This is a genomic window from Paenibacillus sp. TC-CSREp1 (genome assembly GCF_050171015.1).
Lineage (GTDB): Bacteria > Bacillota > Bacilli > Paenibacillales > Paenibacillaceae > Paenibacillus > Paenibacillus silvae.
Genome location: NZ_JBNOKM010000007.1, coordinates 233844 through 255123, shown reverse-complemented (window position 1 = coordinate 255123; position 21280 = coordinate 233844). Strand labels below are relative to the sequence as shown.

At 46.9% G+C, this 21280-nt stretch carries 16 protein-coding genes; 8 read left to right on the top strand and 8 right to left on the bottom strand.

Going from position 1 to position 21280, the window contains the following annotated elements; genetic code table 11:
* The first annotated feature begins 480 nt into the window (after positions 1 to 480).
* The 3 genes from ACQSGY_RS12765 (at position 481) to ACQSGY_RS12755 (ending at position 5033) form a co-directional block, all read left to right on the top strand.
* Positions 481 to 2544: a molybdopterin-containing oxidoreductase family protein gene (locus ACQSGY_RS12765; protein ID WP_427052149.1), complete on the top strand. Its 2064-nt coding sequence runs from the start codon at positions 481 to 483 to the stop codon at positions 2542 to 2544.
* A 157-nt stretch (positions 2545 to 2701) separates the two neighbouring features.
* A complete protein-coding gene (locus tag ACQSGY_RS12760) occupies positions 2702 to 3928 on the top strand; it encodes an MFS transporter (protein ID WP_427052223.1) in 1227 nt (408 codons plus the stop codon).
* 187 nt (positions 3929 to 4115) lie between these two features.
* Positions 4116 to 5033, top strand: a complete 918-nt coding sequence (locus tag ACQSGY_RS12755; protein WP_427052148.1) for a class I SAM-dependent methyltransferase — start codon at positions 4116 to 4118, stop codon at positions 5031 to 5033.
* Between the two features lie 137 nt (positions 5034 to 5170).
* Here ACQSGY_RS12755 and ACQSGY_RS12750 read toward each other — a convergent pair whose 3' ends face one another.
* Both ACQSGY_RS12750 and ACQSGY_RS12745 read right to left on the bottom strand, forming a co-directional pair.
* Positions 5171 to 6199 (bottom strand): iron-hydroxamate ABC transporter substrate-binding protein, encoded by a 1029-nt coding sequence (locus tag ACQSGY_RS12750; protein WP_427052147.1) that lies wholly within the window; start codon positions 6197 to 6199, stop codon positions 5171 to 5173.
* 102 nt (positions 6200 to 6301) lie between these two features.
* A complete protein-coding gene (locus ACQSGY_RS12745; protein ID WP_427052146.1) occupies positions 6302 to 7951 on the bottom strand; it encodes a helix-turn-helix domain-containing protein in 1650 nt (549 codons plus the stop codon).
* Positions 7952 to 8687: 736 nt separating this feature from the next.
* On the opposite strand from ACQSGY_RS12745, the gene ACQSGY_RS12740 reads away from it, so the two are divergent.
* From ACQSGY_RS12740 to ACQSGY_RS12730, 3 genes are all read left to right on the top strand, one after another.
* Positions 8688 to 9695, top strand: coding sequence for a LacI family DNA-binding transcriptional regulator (locus ACQSGY_RS12740; protein ID WP_289376648.1), 1008 nt, complete (start codon positions 8688 to 8690; stop codon positions 9693 to 9695).
* 214 nt (positions 9696 to 9909) lie between these two features.
* A complete protein-coding gene (locus ACQSGY_RS12735; protein WP_427052145.1) occupies positions 9910 to 13305 on the top strand; it encodes a GH36-type glycosyl hydrolase domain-containing protein in 3396 nt (1131 codons plus the stop codon).
* A 317-nt stretch (positions 13306 to 13622) separates the two neighbouring features.
* The gene (locus ACQSGY_RS12730) at positions 13623 to 14141 is read left to right on the top strand and encodes a class I SAM-dependent methyltransferase (protein WP_427052144.1); all 519 of its coding nucleotides are present in this window, start codon (positions 13623 to 13625) and stop codon (positions 14139 to 14141) included.
* Between the two features lie 29 nt (positions 14142 to 14170).
* Here ACQSGY_RS12730 and ACQSGY_RS12725 read toward each other — a convergent pair whose 3' ends face one another.
* A complete protein-coding gene (locus tag ACQSGY_RS12725) occupies positions 14171 to 15388 on the bottom strand; it encodes a methyltransferase domain-containing protein (protein WP_427052143.1) in 1218 nt (405 codons plus the stop codon).
* A gap of 223 nt (positions 15389 to 15611) precedes the next feature.
* On the opposite strand from ACQSGY_RS12725, the gene ACQSGY_RS12720 reads away from it, so the two are divergent.
* Positions 15612 to 16109: an N-acetyltransferase family protein gene (locus ACQSGY_RS12720; RefSeq protein ID WP_427052142.1), complete on the top strand. Its 498-nt coding sequence runs from the start codon at positions 15612 to 15614 to the stop codon at positions 16107 to 16109.
* Between the two features lie 264 nt (positions 16110 to 16373).
* Here the strand turns inward: ACQSGY_RS12720 and ACQSGY_RS12715 are convergent, their stop codons facing one another.
* The 5 genes from ACQSGY_RS12715 to ACQSGY_RS12695 form a co-directional block, all read right to left on the bottom strand.
* Entirely contained in the window at positions 16374 to 17051 is a 678-nt protein-coding gene (locus ACQSGY_RS12715) for an ABC transporter permease (protein WP_427052141.1), read from the bottom strand.
* 19 nt (positions 17052 to 17070) lie between these two features.
* Complete coding sequence (locus ACQSGY_RS12710) at positions 17071 to 17964, bottom strand: hypothetical protein (protein ID WP_427052140.1); 894 nt, start codon at positions 17962 to 17964, stop codon at positions 17071 to 17073.
* A 28-nt stretch (positions 17965 to 17992) separates the two neighbouring features.
* Positions 17993 to 18667 (bottom strand): ABC transporter permease, encoded by a 675-nt coding sequence (locus ACQSGY_RS12705; protein ID WP_427052139.1) that lies wholly within the window; start codon positions 18665 to 18667, stop codon positions 17993 to 17995.
* Positions 18664 to 19365: an ABC transporter ATP-binding protein gene (locus ACQSGY_RS12700; protein WP_427052138.1), complete on the bottom strand. Its 702-nt coding sequence runs from the start codon at positions 19363 to 19365 to the stop codon at positions 18664 to 18666. Before ACQSGY_RS12700 ends, ACQSGY_RS12705 begins: the two co-directional genes overlap by 4 nt.
* 231 nt (positions 19366 to 19596) lie before the next feature.
* A complete protein-coding gene (locus ACQSGY_RS12695; protein WP_427052137.1) occupies positions 19597 to 19776 on the bottom strand; it encodes a hypothetical protein in 180 nt (59 codons plus the stop codon).
* A gap of 182 nt (positions 19777 to 19958) precedes the next feature.
* Between ACQSGY_RS12695 and ACQSGY_RS12690 the strand changes: the two genes are divergently transcribed.
* Positions 19959 to 21278: a cytochrome P450 gene (locus ACQSGY_RS12690; protein ID WP_427052136.1), complete on the top strand. Its 1320-nt coding sequence runs from the start codon at positions 19959 to 19961 to the stop codon at positions 21276 to 21278.
* Positions 21279 to 21280 lie beyond the last annotated feature (2 nt).

Sequence of the window (21280 nt, the reverse complement as noted above, 5' to 3'; positions counted from 1 at the left end):
ACAAGGGAAGAGCATTCATGAAACGAAACTATGCATGCGGCTAGGCAATCAAACATGCAGGTGAGCAAACAGATATGCAAGCTTAACAAAAGATGATTCATCTCATGCATGGCATGACCATTGGTCCTGTGCGCAATGAGATGTGATCATCTTTTTGGTATTATCCTAAAATAAACACAAAATAAATTCGCCATGACAAGGTTCGGGGGAACGAAACCTGTCCATGGCGAATTTCGGGAGTGGTCCATGATATGGCATGAGGAGGAAGTGGGGAAACACTAGCCTAATGCCTTGTTTTTAATTTACCCCTTGATTTCAAGAATGAATCACACAGGTGAAAACTTTTTTTGCAGCTCGCACTAAGGGCAGGAAAAGCGTTGAAATCATGAAGATTTGGCGAATTGTTCCTGTTCTCTTTACGGTATGACTTCAAAAGGGATATCATATAGGGATAGCTGTTGAAAGAGGGGGAGCCAGAAGATGATCGATCAGGAGAATGGTGTGTTTCCAGCGGTATGCCCGCTCGATTGTCCAGACACATGTGGTCTGCTGTTACATAAAGAGAACGGTAAAATTGTAAAGGTCACCGGGAACCCGGACCATCCGATCACAAAGGGTGCGATCTGTAATAAAGTTCGAAATATGACGGAGCGGGTATATCACCCCGAGCGTCTTCAATATCCGATGAAACGTATCGGCGCCAAAGGTGAAGGCAAGTTCGAGCGGATCAGCTGGGACGAAGCCATTCTGGAAATTACGACAAGGTTCAAGGACCTGTCCGCAACCTATGGACCCGAGAGCATTCTGCCATACAGCTACTACGGCAATATGGGCATACTCGGAGTGGATGGCATGGATCGGCGTTTCTTCAATGCGCTGGGTGCAAGTGTGCTGGAGCAGACGATCTGTAATGCTGCGGGCAATACAGGCTGGAAATATACGATGGGAGCCAACCGCGGCACGCTGCCTGAGGATACGGAGCATGCCGATCTGATTGTTGTCTGGGGCGGGAATATCGTTAGTACGAACATGCATCAGGTTGTGCTTGCAGAGAAGGCACGCAAGAACGGAGCCAAAATCGTAGTCATTGACGTACACCGCAACCGGACGGCGCAATGGGCAGACTGGTTTATTCCGCTCTATCCGGGTACAGACAGTGCGCTGGCACTGGGTTTGATGCATGTGCTGTTTGAGCGTGGACTTACGGATGAAGCGTTTATGCAAAAATATACCGTGGGACACGAAGCGCTGCGCGAGCATGTGCGCAGTTATACTCCGGAGCGTGTAGCACGTATAACAGGTGTACCCGAGGAAACCATCGTGGAGCTGGCAGAGCTGTATGGCGGTGCTCAGGCCGCTTATATCCATATTGGCAATGGCCTGCAGCATCATGACAATGGCGGCATGAACGTGCGCAGCATTGCCTGCCTGCCTGCGATAACAGGGCAGTGGCTGAAGCGCGGCGGCGGTGCGGTGCGCACCAACAGTTATGCGAGCACGAATAGCGATGCGCTGGAGCGCCCGGACTTGCGGAAGCACGCCGAGCCGCGAGTGGTGAACATGAACCGGATTGGTGAAGCGCTGCTGGAGGCAGAGCAGCCGATCCGGGCACTGATGGTGTATTGCAGCAATCCGCTGGTGGTAGCACCGGATACCGAGCGGGTGGAGCGAGGTTTTGCACGAGAGGATTTGTTTACCGTCGTTCATGATCTGTTCATGACCGATACGGCGAAGTACGCCGATATTGTGCTGCCAGCGACCTCATCCTTTGAAGCAACCGATCTGTACACCTCTTACTGGCATCAGTATGTTCAGCTGCAGGAGCCGGTCATTGCACCGATTGGAGAGAGCAAAAGCAATGTGGAACTGTTCTCGCTGCTTGGACAAGCAATGGGATATGACCCGGACATTTTTGGCGAAACGCCGGAGCAGATGATTGAGAATGCATTGCAGGATACGGGGAACCCGTATATGGACGGGGTAACGTTGGAGCGCTTGAAACAGCAGCGTTTTGTGAGGCTCGATATGTCGGTACACGCCTCCTTTCTAGAGCATCTGCCGACACCATCCGGCAAAATTGAATTATATTCAGAGCAGATGGAACAAAAGGGACTGCCGCCGCTGCCAACCTACTGTAACCTGGTTGAAGGCTATGATGGCGAAAACCCGGCGGGACCCGCTGATGCGTATCCACTGATGTTTATCTCACCGCCGAACCATAATTTTCTGAATTCCAGCTTTGGCAATTCGGCGAAACATCAGCGGATGGAGAAGATGCCATTATTGCAGATGCATCCAGAGGATGCGGCGCGCCGTGAAGTGCAGGATGGCGATTCTGTTGTCGTATGGAACGAACGTGGACGTATCGAGTTAACGGCCAAAGTGACAGACGCGATGCTTCCGGGTACGGTCATCAGCCAAGGTTTGTGGTGGGACGGCGAGGGGAAGAAGCAGCGCTCGAACTCGCTGACCTCCAATCGGTTATCCGATATGGGGAATGGGGCCACCTTTTTCTCGGCCACTGTTGAAGTGAAGCGGCAGTGAGTGTGCTTGCAGGCTGATTTTTTTGATGTAATATAGATTCATATTATATGTTGTAACTTACAGGCTTCCGCTGTGGCTGGTCTTGCCACATATGCGGGAGCCTTTTGTGCGGACACAGGCAAACAGCTAGTGGACATAAGGAGTCTGAACGAAAATGATGAGATGGCTGGATAACTATCCAAAAGAAGTGAAGGTGTTTTTGCTCGCAAGTCTGGTGAATGCGACAGGCAGTGCCCTGATGTGGCCGCTGACCACGATGTATGTTTTTGACGAGCTCGGACGAACGATGGCTAATGCAGGCTTTGTCATTTTGATTCAATCCTTGGGCGGCATCGTTGGACAGCTACTTGGTGGTTCATTGTACCATCGTGTAGGTGTGAAGAAGCTGATCATTGGATCGCTGGTATTAAATGCTGCAGGATTGTTTGCCCTGCCCTGGATCAGTGCATACTGGGTTATCTTTATCTGTGCGATGGGCTGGATCGGGCTGTTCAGCTCCTTGTCATTGCCAGCGATTCAAGCGTTTATCGGCTTTCGGTTTGCAGAGCGGCGCGGGGAGCTGTTTAACATTATTTATGTTGCAAACAACATCGGCGTGGCGATCGGAACGGCACTTAGCGGCTTTCTTGCCGACTTTTCATATCACCTGAGCTTTGTACTAAACGGCGTGACCTCGGCAGGCTTTGCCGTATTTTTTTGGTTTTATCTATCCCGGATTGAACCGGAGCAGGGCGAAGTGCATCTGACGAAACGGTTGACGACGCTACCTGCTGGTCCAGGCATCTGGGCACTGCTGGGCAATACCCGGCTGTATCTGTTCATGAGTCTGGGCGTGCTGTTCCTTTTGTTTGGCAACTCCATCTGGAATACGGGAGTGTCGCCGTATATTATCGCAGAGGGTATGGAAAAACGAATGTACGGCCTGCTTTGGACACTTAACGGTGTATTAATCTTTGTGGGACAGCCATTCACCAGTTGGGTTAAACGTACGCTGGCTCGTACCTCTACCGCACAGATGACAGCCAGTGCTGTATTTTATGGCTTGGCATATGTCGTCATGATTGCCATGTACAACTATCCGGGCATGGTGCTTGCGATGGTGCTGGCTACCTTTGGGGAGATGCTGATCTCGCCGGCAACGCCAGCTTTTATCTCCGAGCATGCCGGAAGAGCAGCCCCTTTTTATATTGGCGTGTCGGGTGGAATCGGCTCCATTGGCCGGGTTATCGGGCCTTACATGATGGGCGTCATGTATGATCAGCAGGGGCTGATCGCGGTGGCTTGGCTGGCGACAGGCATGGCAGCCATTGCTCTGCTTGGATTTGCACTGCATGCAGCGTTGAATCGCAACCGCGAAATTCGGGAATATGGCATGGACTCCTAGGGAGAATGGCTTGATCTGTATTAATGGGTAAGGTAGGAAAACAGTTCAACTTATCTTATCTATCTATAAATGAGATTGACAAAAAAACTTATATATTCTATAATTTACATATATAACATTTCCGTATATACTAAGGTTCTCCTGGCCAGGGGGAACCTTATTTTTGTTTATACGGGAGGAACATGTCATGAGCCAGAAAGCTTCCAGCATAACGTCTCTGATTTCAGCTTTTGCCCGAGCCTATCATGTTGAACATGATGAACCACTTGTTTTTAATGATTTTGCAGCCAGAGAGCTTATCACTTCACAGGAGTTAGCGGATATTGGTAGAAATATGATACAAGGTATTCACTTTTTTCACCCGGATGCGGATCGCACATTCGAAGGTCAATCTGATCGCATGTTAAAATGGATCACCCAAGTCCAGCTCGCCCCGATCACCTTATCTCGTGCCGCCTATAGTGAGCAGGTCATATTGCAGGAGACAACGCTTGGCTTGAAGCAGTTGGTCATTTTGGGTGCGGGTATGGATACATTTGCGGTTAGACATTCGGAACTGGAGGATACGCTGGATGTATTCGAGGTGGATCTTCCGTCCACACAACAATTGAAAAGGGAACGGCTGCGCCAGGCGAAGCTGGTTATTCCACAGAATCTGCATTTTGTACCTATGGATTTTACCCGAGATATGGTAAGTGCAGATTGGACAGATGCAGCAGGCTTGGGCAAGGTGAAAACCTTGTTTACGCTGCTGGGGGTTTCATATTATTTGTCCAAGAGCGATATCTCCCGCCTGATGTATCATATATTTACAGAAATGCCTGCTGGAAGCTCTATTGTGCTGGATTACGCAGATGAGCATCTCTTTCAAGAGAAGGGTCAATATCATCGGGTCGAGCATATGGTGAAAATGGCGGAAATGGGAGGGGAGCCGATGCAATCCTGCTTCACGTATAAGGAAATGGAACTGCTGATGGAGAATGCAGGTCTTCTCATCTATGAACACCTGACACCTGAGGATATTCAGGATCGATACTTCCGAAATCGCACAGACGATTTGTCTGCCTTCGAAACCATCCATTTTATTCATGCGGTAAAAAAGTGAAACCGGGCTATGCAGCATAGGTGCAGCGCTTAGTGACTACACAGAAATATCATATGTTACAGATACTTTCATATAAAAAACACCAAAAGCCTGGGGAGGCCTAGCAAGCCTCTCCAGGCTTTTGACGTTCTATTGCGTCACTTGCGATTCTGTTTAGCGCGCTCTACAATCATTTCTGCGAATTCTTCAGCTTGTCCCTGGATTGCAATCGGATCAAAGTACCAGTACCGGTCCTCCTGCAATTCGTATACCTGATTGTTTTTCACCGCAGGGAGGGACTTCCAGATGGAATCACCCTGATAATTTTTATTGCTCTCACCAACGGTCAAGAAAATATGATCGCCTGCATAATCACCAACAACCTCACGTGAAATCTCTTTCCATTGGGTATCGCCCATCAGTTCTTTTCTGGTGCGCTCAAGCGGAGTAAGTTCCAAAGCGCGGTAAACCGCTTGTCCTCCTCGCCCAAAGTTGTCTCCATATCCATAATAACTCTTGTCCGATACTTCAAGGATCGAAAAGGTTTCCTCTGGACGGATGACCGCCTTTACTTTGGAGCGAGCGGCTTCCATCCGTTCATCGTACGTTTTCAGCCAAGCCTCGGCTTCCTCGGATTTGTTCATAAGCTCTCCGAAACCACGGATTTCATCATGAACATTCGTAAATGTACCGTAAGGAATGACTACGGTAGGAGCAATTTTTTGATAATTCTCAATCTCCTGGGCCTGGTTAGAGTAGGTAATGATCAGATCCGGATTCAAGTCAGCAACCTTTTCCAAGGATACAGCGCTCCGATCGCCAATACTTTCTATGCCCGTCACCTGGTCCGAATAGAACGGGTTCTCCAGATAGTATTGGACAGCACCAACGGGCTTGATCCCCAGTGCAAGCAGATCACTTACGTACATGTCTGTAACAATGCGTTTGGGTTCAGCCGGGATTTCAACATCCCCGCTTAATGACTTGTAGATTCGTGTAGCTTCGGACGGACCCGAACCGGATGACGTCTCTGTGTTGGCTTCGGAAGTTCCGGATGTAGTTTCTGATTCGGATGCCGACGTTTGTTTGGTCGCAGGGCCGCCTGCTCCGCTGCTACAAGCGGTCAATATCATAATCATAGCAAGCATGAGCAACAAGCCGGAAAATCTGTTTTTAACAGCATACATGTAATGATTCCCCCTATGTCCAGTTCATAAATAATAATGATTATTATTCTCATTAATAACATAGAGGAAGATGTCTGATTTGTACATGGACAACGATGATCACTAATACATAGACAGATGTGATGTGAAGTGATGCATTATGTTTTTTAATTGCTTCATTATGGATACAGGATCAAAACCGTAGAACATGTCCGCATCAATGTTATATAAATTTCCGTTACGAATGGCTGCGAGAGTGCTCCATGATTCTTCATTCATTCGTGAAATCACGGCTTGCTGTTCTGCAGCTTCCTCAGGATAGGCCACAAATATGTAATCTGCGGCATACAGATGAATGTCGGATAAAGGCACATGGATGTATCCGTTTGGCAACCGCCCATCCTTGAGCATTCGTGTCGGCGGTCTAAATCCAAGAGACTCATACAGAATATGAGAGGCTCTGCCCCAGCTATGACCAAAGACGTATGCCCCCTGTTCCCCATACAGGAACAAACATACCGCTGAACCGCGATTTTCGCCGATCAGGTTGTCCAAGGTCTCATTGGCATCCTGCTCTAGCTGGTGATATTGATGAATGATAGCTTGAGCCCTGGACTCTAGTCCCGTCATTCTACCGATCTGGATAAACTGCTGCTGCCAGTCCAGTTCTTCAAACGGCATCAGAATGGTAGGTGCAATCATTCGTAATTCATCCATAGCCGGATGGGGTGCATAGCCGATGATGATGTCGGGATCCACCTCTGCGATCAACTGCGGATGCGCTAACAATTCATGCTCGGCATACTGCTTCATCTGGTGTTGTACATGCTCATCAAGACCGGATTCCATCCAGCTCGCAACGGCTCCTATGTGGGGAATACAGCCCAGTGCCAGCAGGGAAGCCGTGTAGTTGAAGGTCAGAGAGACAATTTTCTTCGGGGTGTTCCGGTAATGGGCTGGTGCTGTACCAACGATTTGTTTGAACTTGCGGCTCAGATAGAACGAATCTTTATATCCAGTCAGTCTGGCCACTTCCTGTAACGTAGGACTTCCTAGCAGCAGATGTTCTTGAGCCATCCTGATCCTCAAACGGGATACATACTCGACAAAGGTAAGGCCGGTATAGCGCTTGAATTCCCGCGAAAAATGTTCCGGGCTTACGTTAGAGGCCTTAGCCATCTGCTCACGGGTCAAAGGCTGTGCATACATCTTATGAATATGGCGGAGCGCACCATCAAGCCAGAAATGATCTGGTTCAGGTGTAGTAGCAACTTGATCCTGTAGCATATCCAGAAGTTCATAGAAAAGAATGTGCACTCTGAACGAACTTGAATTGTGGCCTGTCGTGCATACCTTGGCCAGTTCTGCTGCCTTGTCTACAATCAGGTGGCTGGATATTGGAGTTGGGGACGAGAATGGCCAGCAGCGATGCTGTTGATCGGTAAAATCAAAAGCGATGGCAATACCCTGTACTGGCGACAGGGAACCCCGATAGCTGTCATGTTGCAGCAGGCTGCCTGCCCGGCGAATGAAGGCGGAGCCGGCAGTTAGTGTCAGTTTGCCATCTGCTCCAATAAACCGCGCCTGACCTGCAGTTATGATGTATAATACATGGAGTTTGCTCCATGATTCCTCGATATGGGCAAACGTTTCACGGTCATGAATCTGCACGAGATGTCTCAGCTTGAATGGAGCATCAGGAACAGGCTCCATGTACGTTAAGGAAAGCCGATGTTGTGCGTTGACTGGATCGGTAGGCTGGTTGTTTTTCATGACGTAACCTTCTCCTTAAACATGATCTTGAAGGGCTATATACAGTATTGCTCTTCTTGTACTGGTCAAATTGTTGAATCTGAACTATTATGCAGTATATACGAAAAATAAAACATCGTGGACTATCGGTCAAAAATTGTACTTATTTCTGCGAAAATAATATAAAATGGTTGAAATCGCTATCACCAGAGACTATAATGATTATGTCGAAACGTTTCAATCTAGCGTTTGTAGCACAAAGACCGTGTTCTTGTTTAGAAGCATAACAGAACATAATAATGAACAAGCCTATTGCGGCGAATGTTTTTCCTGTTTATAAGCAGGGGGACTGGCATAGCAATCAGGAATTATTTTTTTGGGAACACCTCGAAACGTTTCGATTGTGCAGGGTAAGGGAATGACTAAGGCAGTGAACAGGTATGCATGGTATTGGTTTGTATGCCATACATGCTGCCTGATGCAGATATAATGAACAACAGACTATATAAGTTGAACTATTCATTTACACGTGAACGGAGAGGACAGAAAAAACCTGAAAAAGCGGAGCTAAAAGCTTTCTGTAAGAAAGCTGCATCGGAAGCATAAGCTTCGCCTTTATCTCCGGATTTTTCCCTTTGGAGAAGGGAATCCAAAAAATCTGGGGATAACAGCGATTGGAAGGTTATTCTGTCATCGGAGTGGCTGTGTAATATCTTTAGTTCAACTTATATAGCAAGCAAGAAGGGGCGAACGGAGAATGGCAACGATTAAGGATGTGGCTAAGCTGGCGGGTGTAGCACTCTCGACTGCCTCTTACGCACTGAATGGGGACAGCAAGGTTAGTGCGAAAACCAAAGCGAAGGTGCTTGAGGCAGCACGGGAACTGAATTACCGTAAAAATGGCTTTGCCATGGACTTGAAGCGGAGCCGGACGAATACGATCGCACTCATCCTGACGGACCTGTCCGGGCCGTATTATTCGGAGCTGATTCGCAGTGTACAGGATGTGGCGCTGACGAACGGATACGATCTGATTGCATGCAGCTCTATGGGTGGAAGGGATTCAACAGCGGTACGTTTTCTACGTGAAAAAAGAGTGGATGGTGCCATTGTGCTCGCTCATAACATTCACGATGACATTCTTGTGGAATCTGCGGGAACACGGTTCCCGATCATCGTTATGGACCGCCAGCTGTCCGGTGACCATCTGGTGAACGTGCTGGTGGATGGTGAGCAGGGCGGATACCTTGCTACGCGCCACCTGATTAGAAGCGGTCACGAGAACATCGCTTATATTAGCGGGCCAGCCAACTCTTATGATAATGCGCTGCGTTATCAGGGCTACCTCCGGGCCATGCGGGAAGCAGGGCTGGAGGAGAAGTCCAAATGGCGTTTGAACGGCAATTTCGTACGCGAGGGCGGCTTCAGTGCTACCAAAACGATGATCATGCAGGGTGAGCTTCCGTCCGCTGTATTTTACGGGAATGACGAGATGGCGATCGGCGGGCTGAAGGCTTTGGCAGAGAGTGGCATCTCGGTGCCGGAAGATATTTCGGTGATCGGCTTCGATGATATTCAGCTGTCCGAATATGTTCGTCCGCCGCTGACCACGATTCGTCAGCCCAAGCAAGAGGCGGGATCACTGGCCGGGCATCTGTTGTTCCAGATGCTGAATGGAGAACACGTGAATCCATCCTATACGTTAACGATTGATTTGGTGGAGCGCGAATCCGTGCGTTCACTGGAAGCCGGGTCAGTCAAATAATGTTCACTTGGTGGGGAGGCAGTTTGGCCTAGCGTCCTTCGTGGATACATAATAGGTTAAGTGCGATCAGCATGTGAACGTGATGAGTTGCAGAATGAGGGTTATCGTTAGGACGGGGCTGTAAAGACCGGTTCAAGGGAGCCCTATTCTTTTTCAATAATATCGAAACGTTTCGATATTTAGCTGTAAACTAATTTAAGGAGTGATAGAGAGAATGGCAACAATCATGAATGAAACGATTCGTCTGGCAGCCGGAGAAGTGACGTTTACTTTTTTAAACAGTGGAGATCTGTATCAAGCAACTTCTGGCACAACGATGCTGAATCAAATGCTGAGCAACCCGATTGACGGGTCTTTGAATAATCTGTACCTGCGCGTACATGAGGGTGGAGAGATTACTTCGTTCCCGCTGCTTGGCGTGCATTCCAACAGCCAATTATCTACAAGCAAATCCCATGCAGATCGGCAGCTGATCTGGAAGGGCAGCGTTCAGCCAAAGCTGGCAGCAGAAGCGATTAACTATGAGGTCGTATTTACGCTTGCATCACAGGGCATCTGGTTCTGGGATGTGAAGCTTACAGGGAAGCAGCAGCGTGTTGATGTAGTGTATGGACAAGATGTCGGACTGGCCGATCCGGGTGCGGTACGCAGCAATGAAGCATATCTGTCGCAATATATTGACCACACGGTGTTTGAGGATGATGCGAAAGGGTATGTAGTATGCTCGCGTCAAAACCAGCCGCAGGGTGGGGCTTTCCCTTACATGCAGCAGGGTTCCCTGACCAAAGCGGTCGGTTACTCCACGGACGGATTCCAGTTCTTTGGACTGTCTTATAAAGAAACAAACCAGCCGGAGAGCTTGAGCCGTCCTTCCCTGGCGAATGAGACGTACCAGTATGAGTTTGCTTATACGGCACTGCAATCCGAGCTTGTGGAGCTGAACGGTGAAGCACAGGTTGTATTCTACGGACTGGCGAAGCCAAACCATGCAACAGGCATTGCCGCACTGGAGTATGGAGAGGAAGTTGCGGCGGCATGGAATGAAGTCCAGACGTTGAACGCAGAGCCGGGTGAAGTATTGGAACAAGTGAAGCTTTCCTCTTTCCTGGGTGAGCCGCTGGCTGCACTCGATCTGACACAAGAAGAGATTAACGAACTGTACCCTGATCGTCATCAGGAAGAGCGCAGCGGGGATCAACTGTTGTCCTTCTTTACCGAATCTTACGAGCATATCGTTTTGAAAGCCAAAGAACTGCTGGTAGAGCGCCCGCACGGACATATTCTCATGAGCGGCGGCAATGTAAAGCTGGGAGCACAGGTTATTACGACGACATCGTATATGTACGGGATGTTCAACTCACAGCTTGTTATTGGCAACACTAATTTTAATAAAATGATCAGTAATGCCCGCAATGCTCTGAACGTGCCGAAAACGGCTGGACAACGCATCTATGTAGAGATCGATGGACAATATCGTCTGCTGACGATGCCGTCCTTGTTCGAGATCGGGTTTAACTATGCTCGCTGGATTTACAAAATGGAGTCCGATACGCTTATCGTGACCAACTATACAACGACGCATGCTACAGAAGTACGCATGAACGTACGCTCTACAAGTGGAAAAGCCTATCGTTACCTGGTGACGAACCAGATCACGATGAACGTGAATGAGTACGAATATCCACTGCACATGACGCAGGATGGTAGGACCCTCATCTTCAAAGCTGATCCTAAATCCCTGAGTGCAGGGACATATCCAGAGCTGGAGTACCGTATGAGTGTCGAAGGTGCTGTTGCACAAGCTGGGGATGAAACATTGCTTGCCAGCGGTGTTCGCAGCGGCTCTGCTTCACTCGTCACACTGAGCCTGGAGGAGAGTGCAGAATGGACGCTGAAGGTTCAGGGTGTACTGGAAGATCAGGCGGCTGAAGGTGCAGACGCAGCGATCCGGAGTCTTTCTTTTGAAGAAGAAGTGCAGGCGTACCGTGAGTTCTTTGCAGGTGTCATGAACGGGTTCCGTTTGTCTCGCGGCGAGAGCCAGGATGCGGAAGACTTGTTCAAAGTCAACGCGCTTGCCTGGTGGTACACACACAATATGCTGGTGCACTACTCTGTACCTCACGGTCTGGAGCAATATGGGGGCGCAGCATGGGGTACACGTGATGTATGCCAAGGCCCGGTGGAGTATTTCATGGCTACTCAGAAATATGAGCAGGTTCGCGATATCATCAAAATGGTCTACACGCACCAATACGAGGACGATGGCAACTGGCCGCAGTGGTTCATGTTTGACAAATACTTTGCCATTCAGCAGGAAGAAAGCCATGGCGATATTATCGTATGGCCGCTGAAGGTGTTGGCGGATTACCTGACTGCAACTCGCGATTATGCGATTTTGGAAGAGAAAGTGCCTTATACAGTAAAACACAGCTTTGGATTCACAGAAGAGACAGCAACGGTACTGGAGCACGCGAAAAAAGAGATCGAATACATCCGTGCACACTTCCTGCACGATACGTTCCTGTCCTCCTACGGAGATGGAGACTGGGATGATACACTTCAGCCAGCCAATGCACAGCTTAAACAGTACATGGTGAGCAGCTGGACGGTAGCTTTGACGTATCAATCTGTGAATGTATTGTCTCAAGCGTTGAAAGCCAAAGATGAAGCTTTTGCACAGGAGCTTGCTGAACTGGCAGAGGGTATTCGCGAGGACTTCAACCGTTACATGCTGGGCACAGATGTGATTCCTGGCTTCGTATATATGGAAGAAGCAGATCAAGCGAAGCTGATGCTTCATCCGACAGACACCGAAACAGGAATTCAATACCGCCTGCTGCCGATGACACGCAGCATGATCGGTGAGCTGCTGAATGCAGAACAGGCAGAAGCACATTACGCACTCATTCGTGAGCAGTTCCTGTGTCCGGATGGCGTACGTCTGATGAACCGTCCTGCGCAATACGCAGGCGGCGTGAGCACACACTTCAAACGTGCAGAGCAAGCGTCCAACTTCGGACGTGAGATCGGTTTGCAATATGTGCATGCCCACATCCGTTACGTGGAAGCGATGGCGAAGCTCGGTAAAACGGATCAGGTATGGAATGGTCTGGCGATGATCAATCCAGTAGGTATTGGCGAGGTTGTACCTAATGCAGAAATTCGCCAAGCCAATGCATACTTCAGCAGCTCGGACGGCAAATTTAATACACGTTACGAAGCGCAGGAGCATTTTGACCAGCTCCGCAAAGGTACAGTACAGGTGAAAGGCGGATGGAGAATCTACTCCAGCGGCCCTGGAATCTACATGAACCAGCTGATCTCGAATGCACTGGGTATTCGTCAGGAAGGCGGTAATCTGGTGATCGACCCGGTATTGCCAGCTGAACTGGACGGCATGCAGTTTGAATTCGAATATGCAGGCGAGCCGGTAACATTCATCTATCATCTGAATGAGGGAGCAGTCAGCCGTGTGACGGTGAATGGCCAGGACATTCAAGGTGAGCGTACAGCGAACCGTTATCGTCAAGGTGGGGTACGCATCTCGCTGGATGCGTTCAAGCAGGCAAGCGGTGCGGTTGAACGCACAATTGTAGATATTTATATGTAAAAGCTTTTCACGAATTGTTTGTATTCGTATAAAAACAGATTAACGTGATTTTCACACCATGGATTGATCACTCAAGCACCCCTTAGCATGCCGTTTAGGATATTTTTTATATCCAATCACTGCGAAGGGGTGTATTTTTTGTATGAGTTATTCTAAACGTTTAATACATCATCTTTGAGGATCGAGATTAATATATAACGGGGGGATTATCGTTGCGATTATACTGGGAAGATCGATTTCAGACAGAAGGGAAAATCTGGGGAGAGACCCCCAGCGTAATTACAACCCAAGCCGTCTCATTATTTCAGCAAAGAGATGTGAAACAAGTGCTGGTCTTAGGGGCTGGATATGGCCGAAATACGAAGGAACTGGCTAAATATTTTAAAGTAGATGGAATTGAGGTTTCTGCATCGGCTGTCAAACTCGCAAGAGAATGGGATACCCGATCAAATATGATCCAAGCTTCTGTACTGGATGTTGAATTGCCTAAGAAGTATGATGCTGTTTTCTGTTATAACCTGCTCCATTTGTTTAAGCAGGAGGAACGAAACGTAATTATAAACAAGTGCAGCATGCTTCTTCAGGAGAGAGGAGTGGGCTTTTTCACCGTATTCTCAGACGAAGACAGCAGCTGTGGAAAAGGTGCTTTGCTTGAACCAAATACATATGAATATAAGACAGGAAAGTTTGCTCACTTTTTTAGTGAGATGGATTTAAAGGATCACTTCAGAAATTTCACCATCCTGGAAACCGGTTCATTCAGGGAGCAGCTTCACTATGCACATCAGCAACGTTCATGGATTCATTTAAGATACGTTAGCTTCCTAAAGAAATAACGTAATATTTTCTTGCTCCATAGCGGTGCTTATCTGACTGGAACCGCAAGCACTGTATGCAGCAGCTCGTTATGCCTTACATGCTTTGTTTCGTAGCCCAGGTGACCGAGCCGGCGGCACAAATCGTCCAGCAACGGGAAATGGCGCTCGCGTAAAGCTCGCTGCTGTTCTATATCTCCAGCTGTGGCAGCGTACTTAATGTACGTGTCACGATGCGCGGAATCCGTAAACATAAGGTCGGTAAGGCAAATTCTAACCTTGTCGGTGTTCTTGAGAACTCGTTGCATTTCCTCCAGGGCGAGCTGCTGTTGATCCGGTCCCAGATGATGGAAGGCAAAGCTCGAGACCACGAAATCAAAGGAATGATCGGCAAAAGGAAGCGCCAGAAAATTACCAAGCTTCACCTGCATCTGTGGATATTTCCGGCGGCACGTTCGCAGCATTTCCCGTGACTGATCGATTCCTGTCATGACTGCACCCTGATTCAGCATTCTGCCAGCCAGATTGCCCGTTCCAGTCCCGATATCCAAGCCAGCTTTACCAGACACAGGAGAGATCCACTGCACAATTTGTTCCAGGGCTTCATCGTAATTGTGGTACAGATTGAAAGGCTTGTCTGCTGTAGTGTGTACTTTGGATAAAGAAGCATTTGCAGGTGGCGTTATCTTCACTTGTCGAGTGTGCACATCTGCAGCTGAAGCGGGTTGGGCCTGGACATATATAGATGAAGGGGCAGCATGGTCTCCTGATTTAGCGCTGACATCGTTGCTGCACTCCGCCTGCACGCGCTGATCATGGATCGCTGCTTGTTTATCATAGTTCCAGCGGTCATGCCAGTTCTGCCGTGCCTCCCGCAGACGACGTGCGCTGCCTGCCAGATCATGCAGATGACTGACATCCAGCGATCCGTCCTGACGGTTCAGATCAATCATTCGCTGGGTCGTATCCATCATACGTTTCAGCTCCACCCACTGTGCATACATTACCGCTTGCTGCAGCTCCAGGTATTCCTCCAGTCCCTGCTGGTTGCCCTGATCAATCTCGGCCAGCGCATGGGTGATGTCCTGTAATGACATACCAATCTCGCGCAGCGCGGCAATCGTCTGTAATCGCCATATATCATTTTCCGTATATGTGCGATATCCGTTACCAGCCTGCTTGGCAGGCTGAATTAACCCTTTTTCCTCATAAAAACGAATGGCTCTTGCTGATATTCCCAACCGGGACGCGGCTTCTTTGATGTTCAACTCGCTCTACCTCCTTACCTTATGGATAATCGCTAATCCCAGTATAAACGTTGACGTTACGTCAAGGTGAAGCGTCTCATTCACATTTGGTTAAACACAAGCAAAATTTTAGTCCTTGCAGCGGCTATGATACAATATATACAGAATAAAGCACACGAAAAAGTAGCCGAATGAGGCAAATCAAAGAGATATTTAATGAGGGTACACGAAAGGTTGAATTGGCATGCTTACCAGTCATACGTACAAGATACGGGCTTCCGAGATGAAGGATGCGAATGAACTGATGGAACTGGATATGCTGGTCTGGAATGCGTGCAACTCGCCTGCACCTATGCAGTGGCGATCCAGACAGCAGTATCTGCAATATTGTCCGCCTGGCAGTCAATTGATTGCGGTTCAGGAGAACCGGGTATGCGGATATGTAGGCTTTCATCCCCCGACAGGTATGCCTGTGAACCGCCACGTATATGAGATTCATATTGCAGTTCACCCCGATTATCGCCGTTCCGGTGTGGCGACAGCTCTAATGAAAGCGATGAAGCAGCATGCGCTGAAGCAGGGTATTCGCAAGCTCAGGCTGCGCGTGTTGTCCAGCAATCCGGGAGCAGTTGCTTTCTATGAGCAATGCGGGTTTATAACCGAGGGCAGGCTTGTATCTGAATTTCGAATCGGCGGCAAGGATGTAGATGATATTTTGATGGCTTATTTTGTCGATGCATAACGTTGTGCACGTCACAAGAAATTAGCGAGAGAGAATAGGGAAGAGTATTGGACTTCCTGGAAAAAAGCGCTGGTGCTAGTGTTCTGGAGCGTGAACGACCGGTGCGCTGGATCGTGTAGATTGCTATCAATCAGCTTCCATAGATGGGGAAAGCAGCTCCCGAATTGAAGTTGGAGCTGCTTGAGTTTGCCTACTATAGCTGAAGCAGGTGCTTTATTTCATTAATGTCGGATATAGCAAGAAAGCACAGTTTAAGCAGATATATTAAGGTATATCGCTTCTAGAGAAGTGAATTACGGCGCCAATGAATAAGACAATGCAAAGTGAGAACCACATTACAAATGACATAAAGAAGCTGGTTTCAGGGAATATCATCATGCTTGGCAGGGCTTGAATAGAACTCATAAATATAATTCCGACTACAATGGAAATGGTCATGTTTCTAGCAAGTAATGAGATGGAGAAGAACAAACAAGTATACAGCAGAATAGACACAAGCTTTACACTTGTTACAAACATGATTTCTACAAGATCGTCCATTTTAAGTTCCATAGTTGCTGGCACCAGATATGCAATAACGATGCAGGACATCATACTCATCAGAAATAGATTGGCGGCATAGATCAAAGATGTCGCCAATTTGGAGAGTATGACAAGCACTCGTGAGAGTGGACGGATAAAGAGCATTCTGGCCGTCCCGGAAGAAAGTTCGCCGCAAACGCTTTGTGATACAGCAGTAATTAATAGAAGATATATGATCTGATTTTCGGTTTGTATAAAAAACAGAATTCGTTCCAATCTGCTCATGGAGGGGCGTCCGCTTAACTGAAACAATAACAGTATGACCAGTGTGGAGGCAAATGCGATGCCGAGCGTAATCCATGTAGAACGTTTACTGTACAGCTTGATATGTTCATTTTTTATTGCAGACCAATAGTGCATTCGGATTGAACAACTCCTCTTACAGATTCGACTGCTTTAGATTTAATAGTGTAATGCGTCCGGTATTGCTGCTAACCGATACCTCGGATAAGGCTTTACCTGGTTTGCCGATATGTCCCGAGATTTTATTCATACCAATGGTTCTCCAGTCACCAGTGGGTTCGGTTGAGGCGATTTGCAGATCGGTTTGAACCCTCCCGTTAGAACGCAGGTTGATGTACAGTGGATTTATGTCTTCTGGGTCAGACATTCCTATAGATATATTTCCCCTGTCGGAATGAATGAGGCTGTCGTCAGTCAGTGAGCTATTCCAGCGATCAATGACGATCGAGCCGGCACTAGTATGCAATGAAGCATTACCATCAAGCTGCTCTACTCGCAGAGAACCAAGGGTAGTGCGACCATGCAATTGTTCACCTTCAAAGCTGTGGAGTGAAAGACCGCCTAATGTACTGGAGAAGTTAAGTTGGCGTGCGCGAATGCTGTAGTCGCTGAAGATGCTGCTGAATTGAGTGGACAGTTTAATCGTTTCATAACGAATATCGGGCAGATATACATCGACAAAAACTTGAGTGCTCGTACTGAGGACAGCCAATCCGTTATTATTTCCGACCGTTCGCAACTCAATGGTTTTATCTCGTGTCTCCAAAATCAAATCAAAATCACTCATGGCAGGCGCTATGCCAGATAATACTGCCTGTATCTCTGAACGATTGCTTGAATGATGGAGTCTTACCTCCACCATGGGACTATAGATCAATAGATGCTGTATTCCTGTGGCAGGAGCCTTGACTACTTTGTCTATTTTATTGGTAAACAAATTGTTGAAGGCAACTCCTCCGCTTATTAGAAGAGTGACGATTAATGCAATATATATCCGGTTACGCTTCGTATGTTTTGGAACAGCACGCATGGTATATACTCCTCACAGATATAATGGATTAAAACTCCTGCCTTATAAAAGCCTTCCACCCTGGTATGGTAATGACTGCTAAGAATATCAGCCAAAATCCGGCAGCTATCCAACTGCTAAATTCGCTAATGAAAAGCAAAATATTGGAACTTATTACCGTAACAATCAGACTGAATATGAGAGCAAATCCCATATTTCTTGTAAGCATGATCATTGTAAACGCACTAGCAATTGCTATTGGATAATCTGGTAATCTGGAGGCTGAGACAGTAAAGAAGAGGATCATCTGATCGAACTTTGCAAATCCCTCGGAACTGGATAGGAGTAATACTAATAGTGGTGAAAGCATAACGATGACTACATAACCACCAAGGGAAAATAGAAGTGCTGCTATAAATTTTGCAAACCAAATTTTTGATCGGGTGCAGGGATGAATAAGGAGTAAACGAATTGAACCCGTTGAAAGCTCCACCTGAATCAATTGAATGGATAACAGAACAGCAAATAAAGAGTAGAGTTGAATACTGGTTTGGGACAACGAGATGGCGTAGTTCCAGTATGAAGATGTTTCGATCTTTCCTGCGATGTGCTGCAGCATAGCGGTAGAGATCATGATAAGGAATGTGCAGGAATAGATAATCCATGTGGATCGCTGTCCTGCTAGCTTAGTTACTTCATTGCGTATCGCCGAGAGAACGATCATATCTGATTTCCTCGGGTCAACTCCAAAAATTTTTCCTCCAGCGATTGAACCTCTGTTGATGCATCTCTTAACTCCTTGAGTTCTACAACCTCTAGCAGTTTGCCATGCTGTACAATTCCGACACGGTCACACAGTAACTCCATTTCAGCGAGAATATGGGAAGACAGGAAGACAGCAATTCCTTGCTCATGCGCAAGATATGTAAGGTAATCTCTTAGTTCTCGAATTCCTTCCGGGTCCAATCCATTGGTTGGTTCATCCAGAATAAGAACAGAGGGGGAATGTAAAAGCGCCTGAGCCAATCCAAGTCGTTGCTTCATACCTAGTGAGTAGGTTTCCACCTTCTCATGAATGCGTTGCTCCAATCCAGTCATTCTAACGATTTCCATAATCCGTGCATCATCCACCCCGTGGTGCAAGCGTGCAAATAGTTTCAGATTTTTATAACCGGAAAGAAATTTATAGAATTCAGGATTCTCTATCACTGCTCCGACGTGCGTAATGGCTGAGACAAATTGCTTTTCTAGATTAAATCCCCCAATAATGATCTCGCCTGTGCTATAAGTCGATAATCCGACGATCATTCGTATCGTAGTTGTTTTGCCTGCACCGTTCGGTCCGAGGAGTCCGAACACCTCACCGGGGTAAATGTCAAGCGAAAGGTCATTTACGATAGTGCGGTCTTGTGACTTTTTCATTAAACGCTTCAGTTGCAGTACAGGAATGCTTGACATAATTCACCCCGAAACTATTAATGTTTGGATAAAACGTTTGCTTAACCCGAAATCAGTGTTTAATGATTCCCCTGTTGTTCACAGTGATTTCACTTTCAAATAAAAAACTTTTTAAAAATATTGCCAAAATATTATAAAAGATGTTAGCATGAATCCAATAAGGAAATAAAATACTTTGATTCAATTTATTTACTTCTATTTCCTTATTAGATTTAAAAGTAAATAAACCCCTGTCACTGTGCCAAGTCCAAGTGCACCATAGATTCCATAAAGAAGTTCATTCTTTTGGAAGCCCCAGTAGAGAAATCCATTAATCACCAATGTAGCCGCACATAAAATAAATATCCATTTTGTAATCTGATTTGTAATCATCAAGTTAATCGTCTCCTTTGTCTGAAATTAAAATAAACGCCATAGAGAGGAGTGAGAAATTAGCCATGCTGTGTATTATTGAACTACTTGAATAGTACACTAATAATTTAAGATTTGCAATAAGAAGTTAAAGAAATGGGTATTGTGTCTGAATTTACCTGAATAAGAATTGGGGGAAAATGTACATGAAATCGTTATCAAAGTTGAAAATAAGCCAGATTGATCTATCAGATATTGAAATGAACGGAAATTTTGTAACCCTCTTTCAACAGATATTGCAAAACCATCTTTCTTATGATTTGCTGCAGGTGAAAAGTGAACATTTTGGTGAGATGTACTACATATTGAATACGGAACTGATTGGAGAGATCCTCATACAGAATGCATCAAAACTGATTAAGGTTCCGCATGGCAATAAGATACTTGAGCGATTCATTGGCAACTCCGTCTTTGTCAGTAACGGAGAAGAGCACAGAAATCAACGGCGTTGGATGAGTCCCGTCTTCCAAAAGAAACAACTTGAGTCATTGTCAGATAGTATCAGGGATGAGGTTCAGCAGTACGTTTCGAGTTGGGAGACCAGCCAATCTGTTAATGTGTTTGAAGCCATGCTGGAATTGACAATACGGATCATTAGCCGGAATATCCTTGGAGATCAAGGAAGAGCCGAACAATTGGAACTTGTAAGTCAGACCTTGAACAGCCTGCTTGCGATCTTTATGACGCAGCGCCCGTTGACAGAGCAGGAGGATGAAGAAGCTGAGAGACTTATTACCAGTCTGGATACTGTAATCTTTGAGGAGATCAGGGAGAGGAGGGAGAAGCCTGAGCACTACGACGACCTCTTGAATATGCTAGTCCAAGCGAGGAAGCCTGATGATAGCATTGAGGAAGCAAACGTGGAAATAAGAAATAATGTGGGAACCTTGTTTTTGGCTGGATACGAAGCAACCGCAACTGCTTTGACCTGGACGTTGCATCTCCTAACACGCTATCCGGAGGTGCAGCTGCGCATGCAGGAGGAACTTGATCGGGTTCTTAAGGGTAAAGCGCCTGGAATAGAGGATGTAACTAATTTGGCATATACCAACCAGATCATCCTGGAGTCACTTCGGCTTTATCCACCGTCGTATCAGATAGGACGTGTTGTAACAGAAAACATAACTTTGGGCGATACTGTAATCCCTGTAAATGCTGTTGTGATGTTCAGCCAATATGTGATGCATCGTCACCCTCATTTTTTTTCTCAGCCAGAAAAGTTTATTCCTGAGCGTTTTTCCGACACTTTTCTGAGAGAGTTAGACAAGTATGCATTTTTTCCATTTGGAATAGGAAATCGTATCTGTATTGGCAAAGGTCTTTCACTCAATATGTTGGTGATGATTATGGCAGCAATCGGTCAGCGATATAATTTCGCAAGTACTGGGGATTGCGAGGCAGCTCCGGTGACGTTAACAACTCTAAACAATCAACATCCGATTGTGATGAAAATTACCGAGCGTTAGTC

Bases quoted from the DNA above. Each gene is read 5' to 3' on its own strand.
- ACQSGY_RS12765 (WP_427052149.1), top strand. From the start codon at position 481: ATGATCGATCAGGAGAATGGTGTGTTTCCAGCGGTATGCCCGCTCGAT.
- ACQSGY_RS12760 (WP_427052223.1), top strand. From the start codon at position 2,702: ATGAGATGGCTGGATAACTATCCAAAAGAAGTGAAGGTGTTTTTGCTC.
- ACQSGY_RS12755 (WP_427052148.1), top strand. From the start codon at position 4,116: ATGAGCCAGAAAGCTTCCAGCATAACGTCTCTGATTTCAGCTTTTGCC.
- ACQSGY_RS12750 (WP_427052147.1), bottom strand. From the start codon at position 6,199: ATGTATGCTGTTAAAAACAGATTTTCCGGCTTGTTGCTCATGCTTGCT.
- ACQSGY_RS12745 (WP_427052146.1), bottom strand. From the start codon at position 7,951: ATGAAAAACAACCAGCCTACCGATCCAGTCAACGCACAACATCGGCTT.
- ACQSGY_RS12740 (WP_289376648.1), top strand. From the start codon at position 8,688: ATGGCAACGATTAAGGATGTGGCTAAGCTGGCGGGTGTAGCACTCTCG.
- ACQSGY_RS12735 (WP_427052145.1), top strand. From the start codon at position 9,910: ATGGCAACAATCATGAATGAAACGATTCGTCTGGCAGCCGGAGAAGTG.
- ACQSGY_RS12720 (WP_427052142.1), top strand. From the start codon at position 15,612: ATGCTTACCAGTCATACGTACAAGATACGGGCTTCCGAGATGAAGGAT.
- ACQSGY_RS12715 (WP_427052141.1), bottom strand. From the start codon at position 17,051: ATGCACTATTGGTCTGCAATAAAAAATGAACATATCAAGCTGTACAGT.
- ACQSGY_RS12710 (WP_427052140.1), bottom strand. From the start codon at position 17,964: ATGCGTGCTGTTCCAAAACATACGAAGCGTAACCGGATATATATTGCA.
- ACQSGY_RS12705 (WP_427052139.1), bottom strand. From the start codon at position 18,667: ATGATCGTTCTCTCGGCGATACGCAATGAAGTAACTAAGCTAGCAGGA.
- ACQSGY_RS12700 (WP_427052138.1), bottom strand. From the start codon at position 19,365: ATGAAAAAGTCACAAGACCGCACTATCGTAAATGACCTTTCGCTTGAC.
- ACQSGY_RS12690 (WP_427052136.1), top strand. From the start codon at position 19,959: ATGAAATCGTTATCAAAGTTGAAAATAAGCCAGATTGATCTATCAGAT.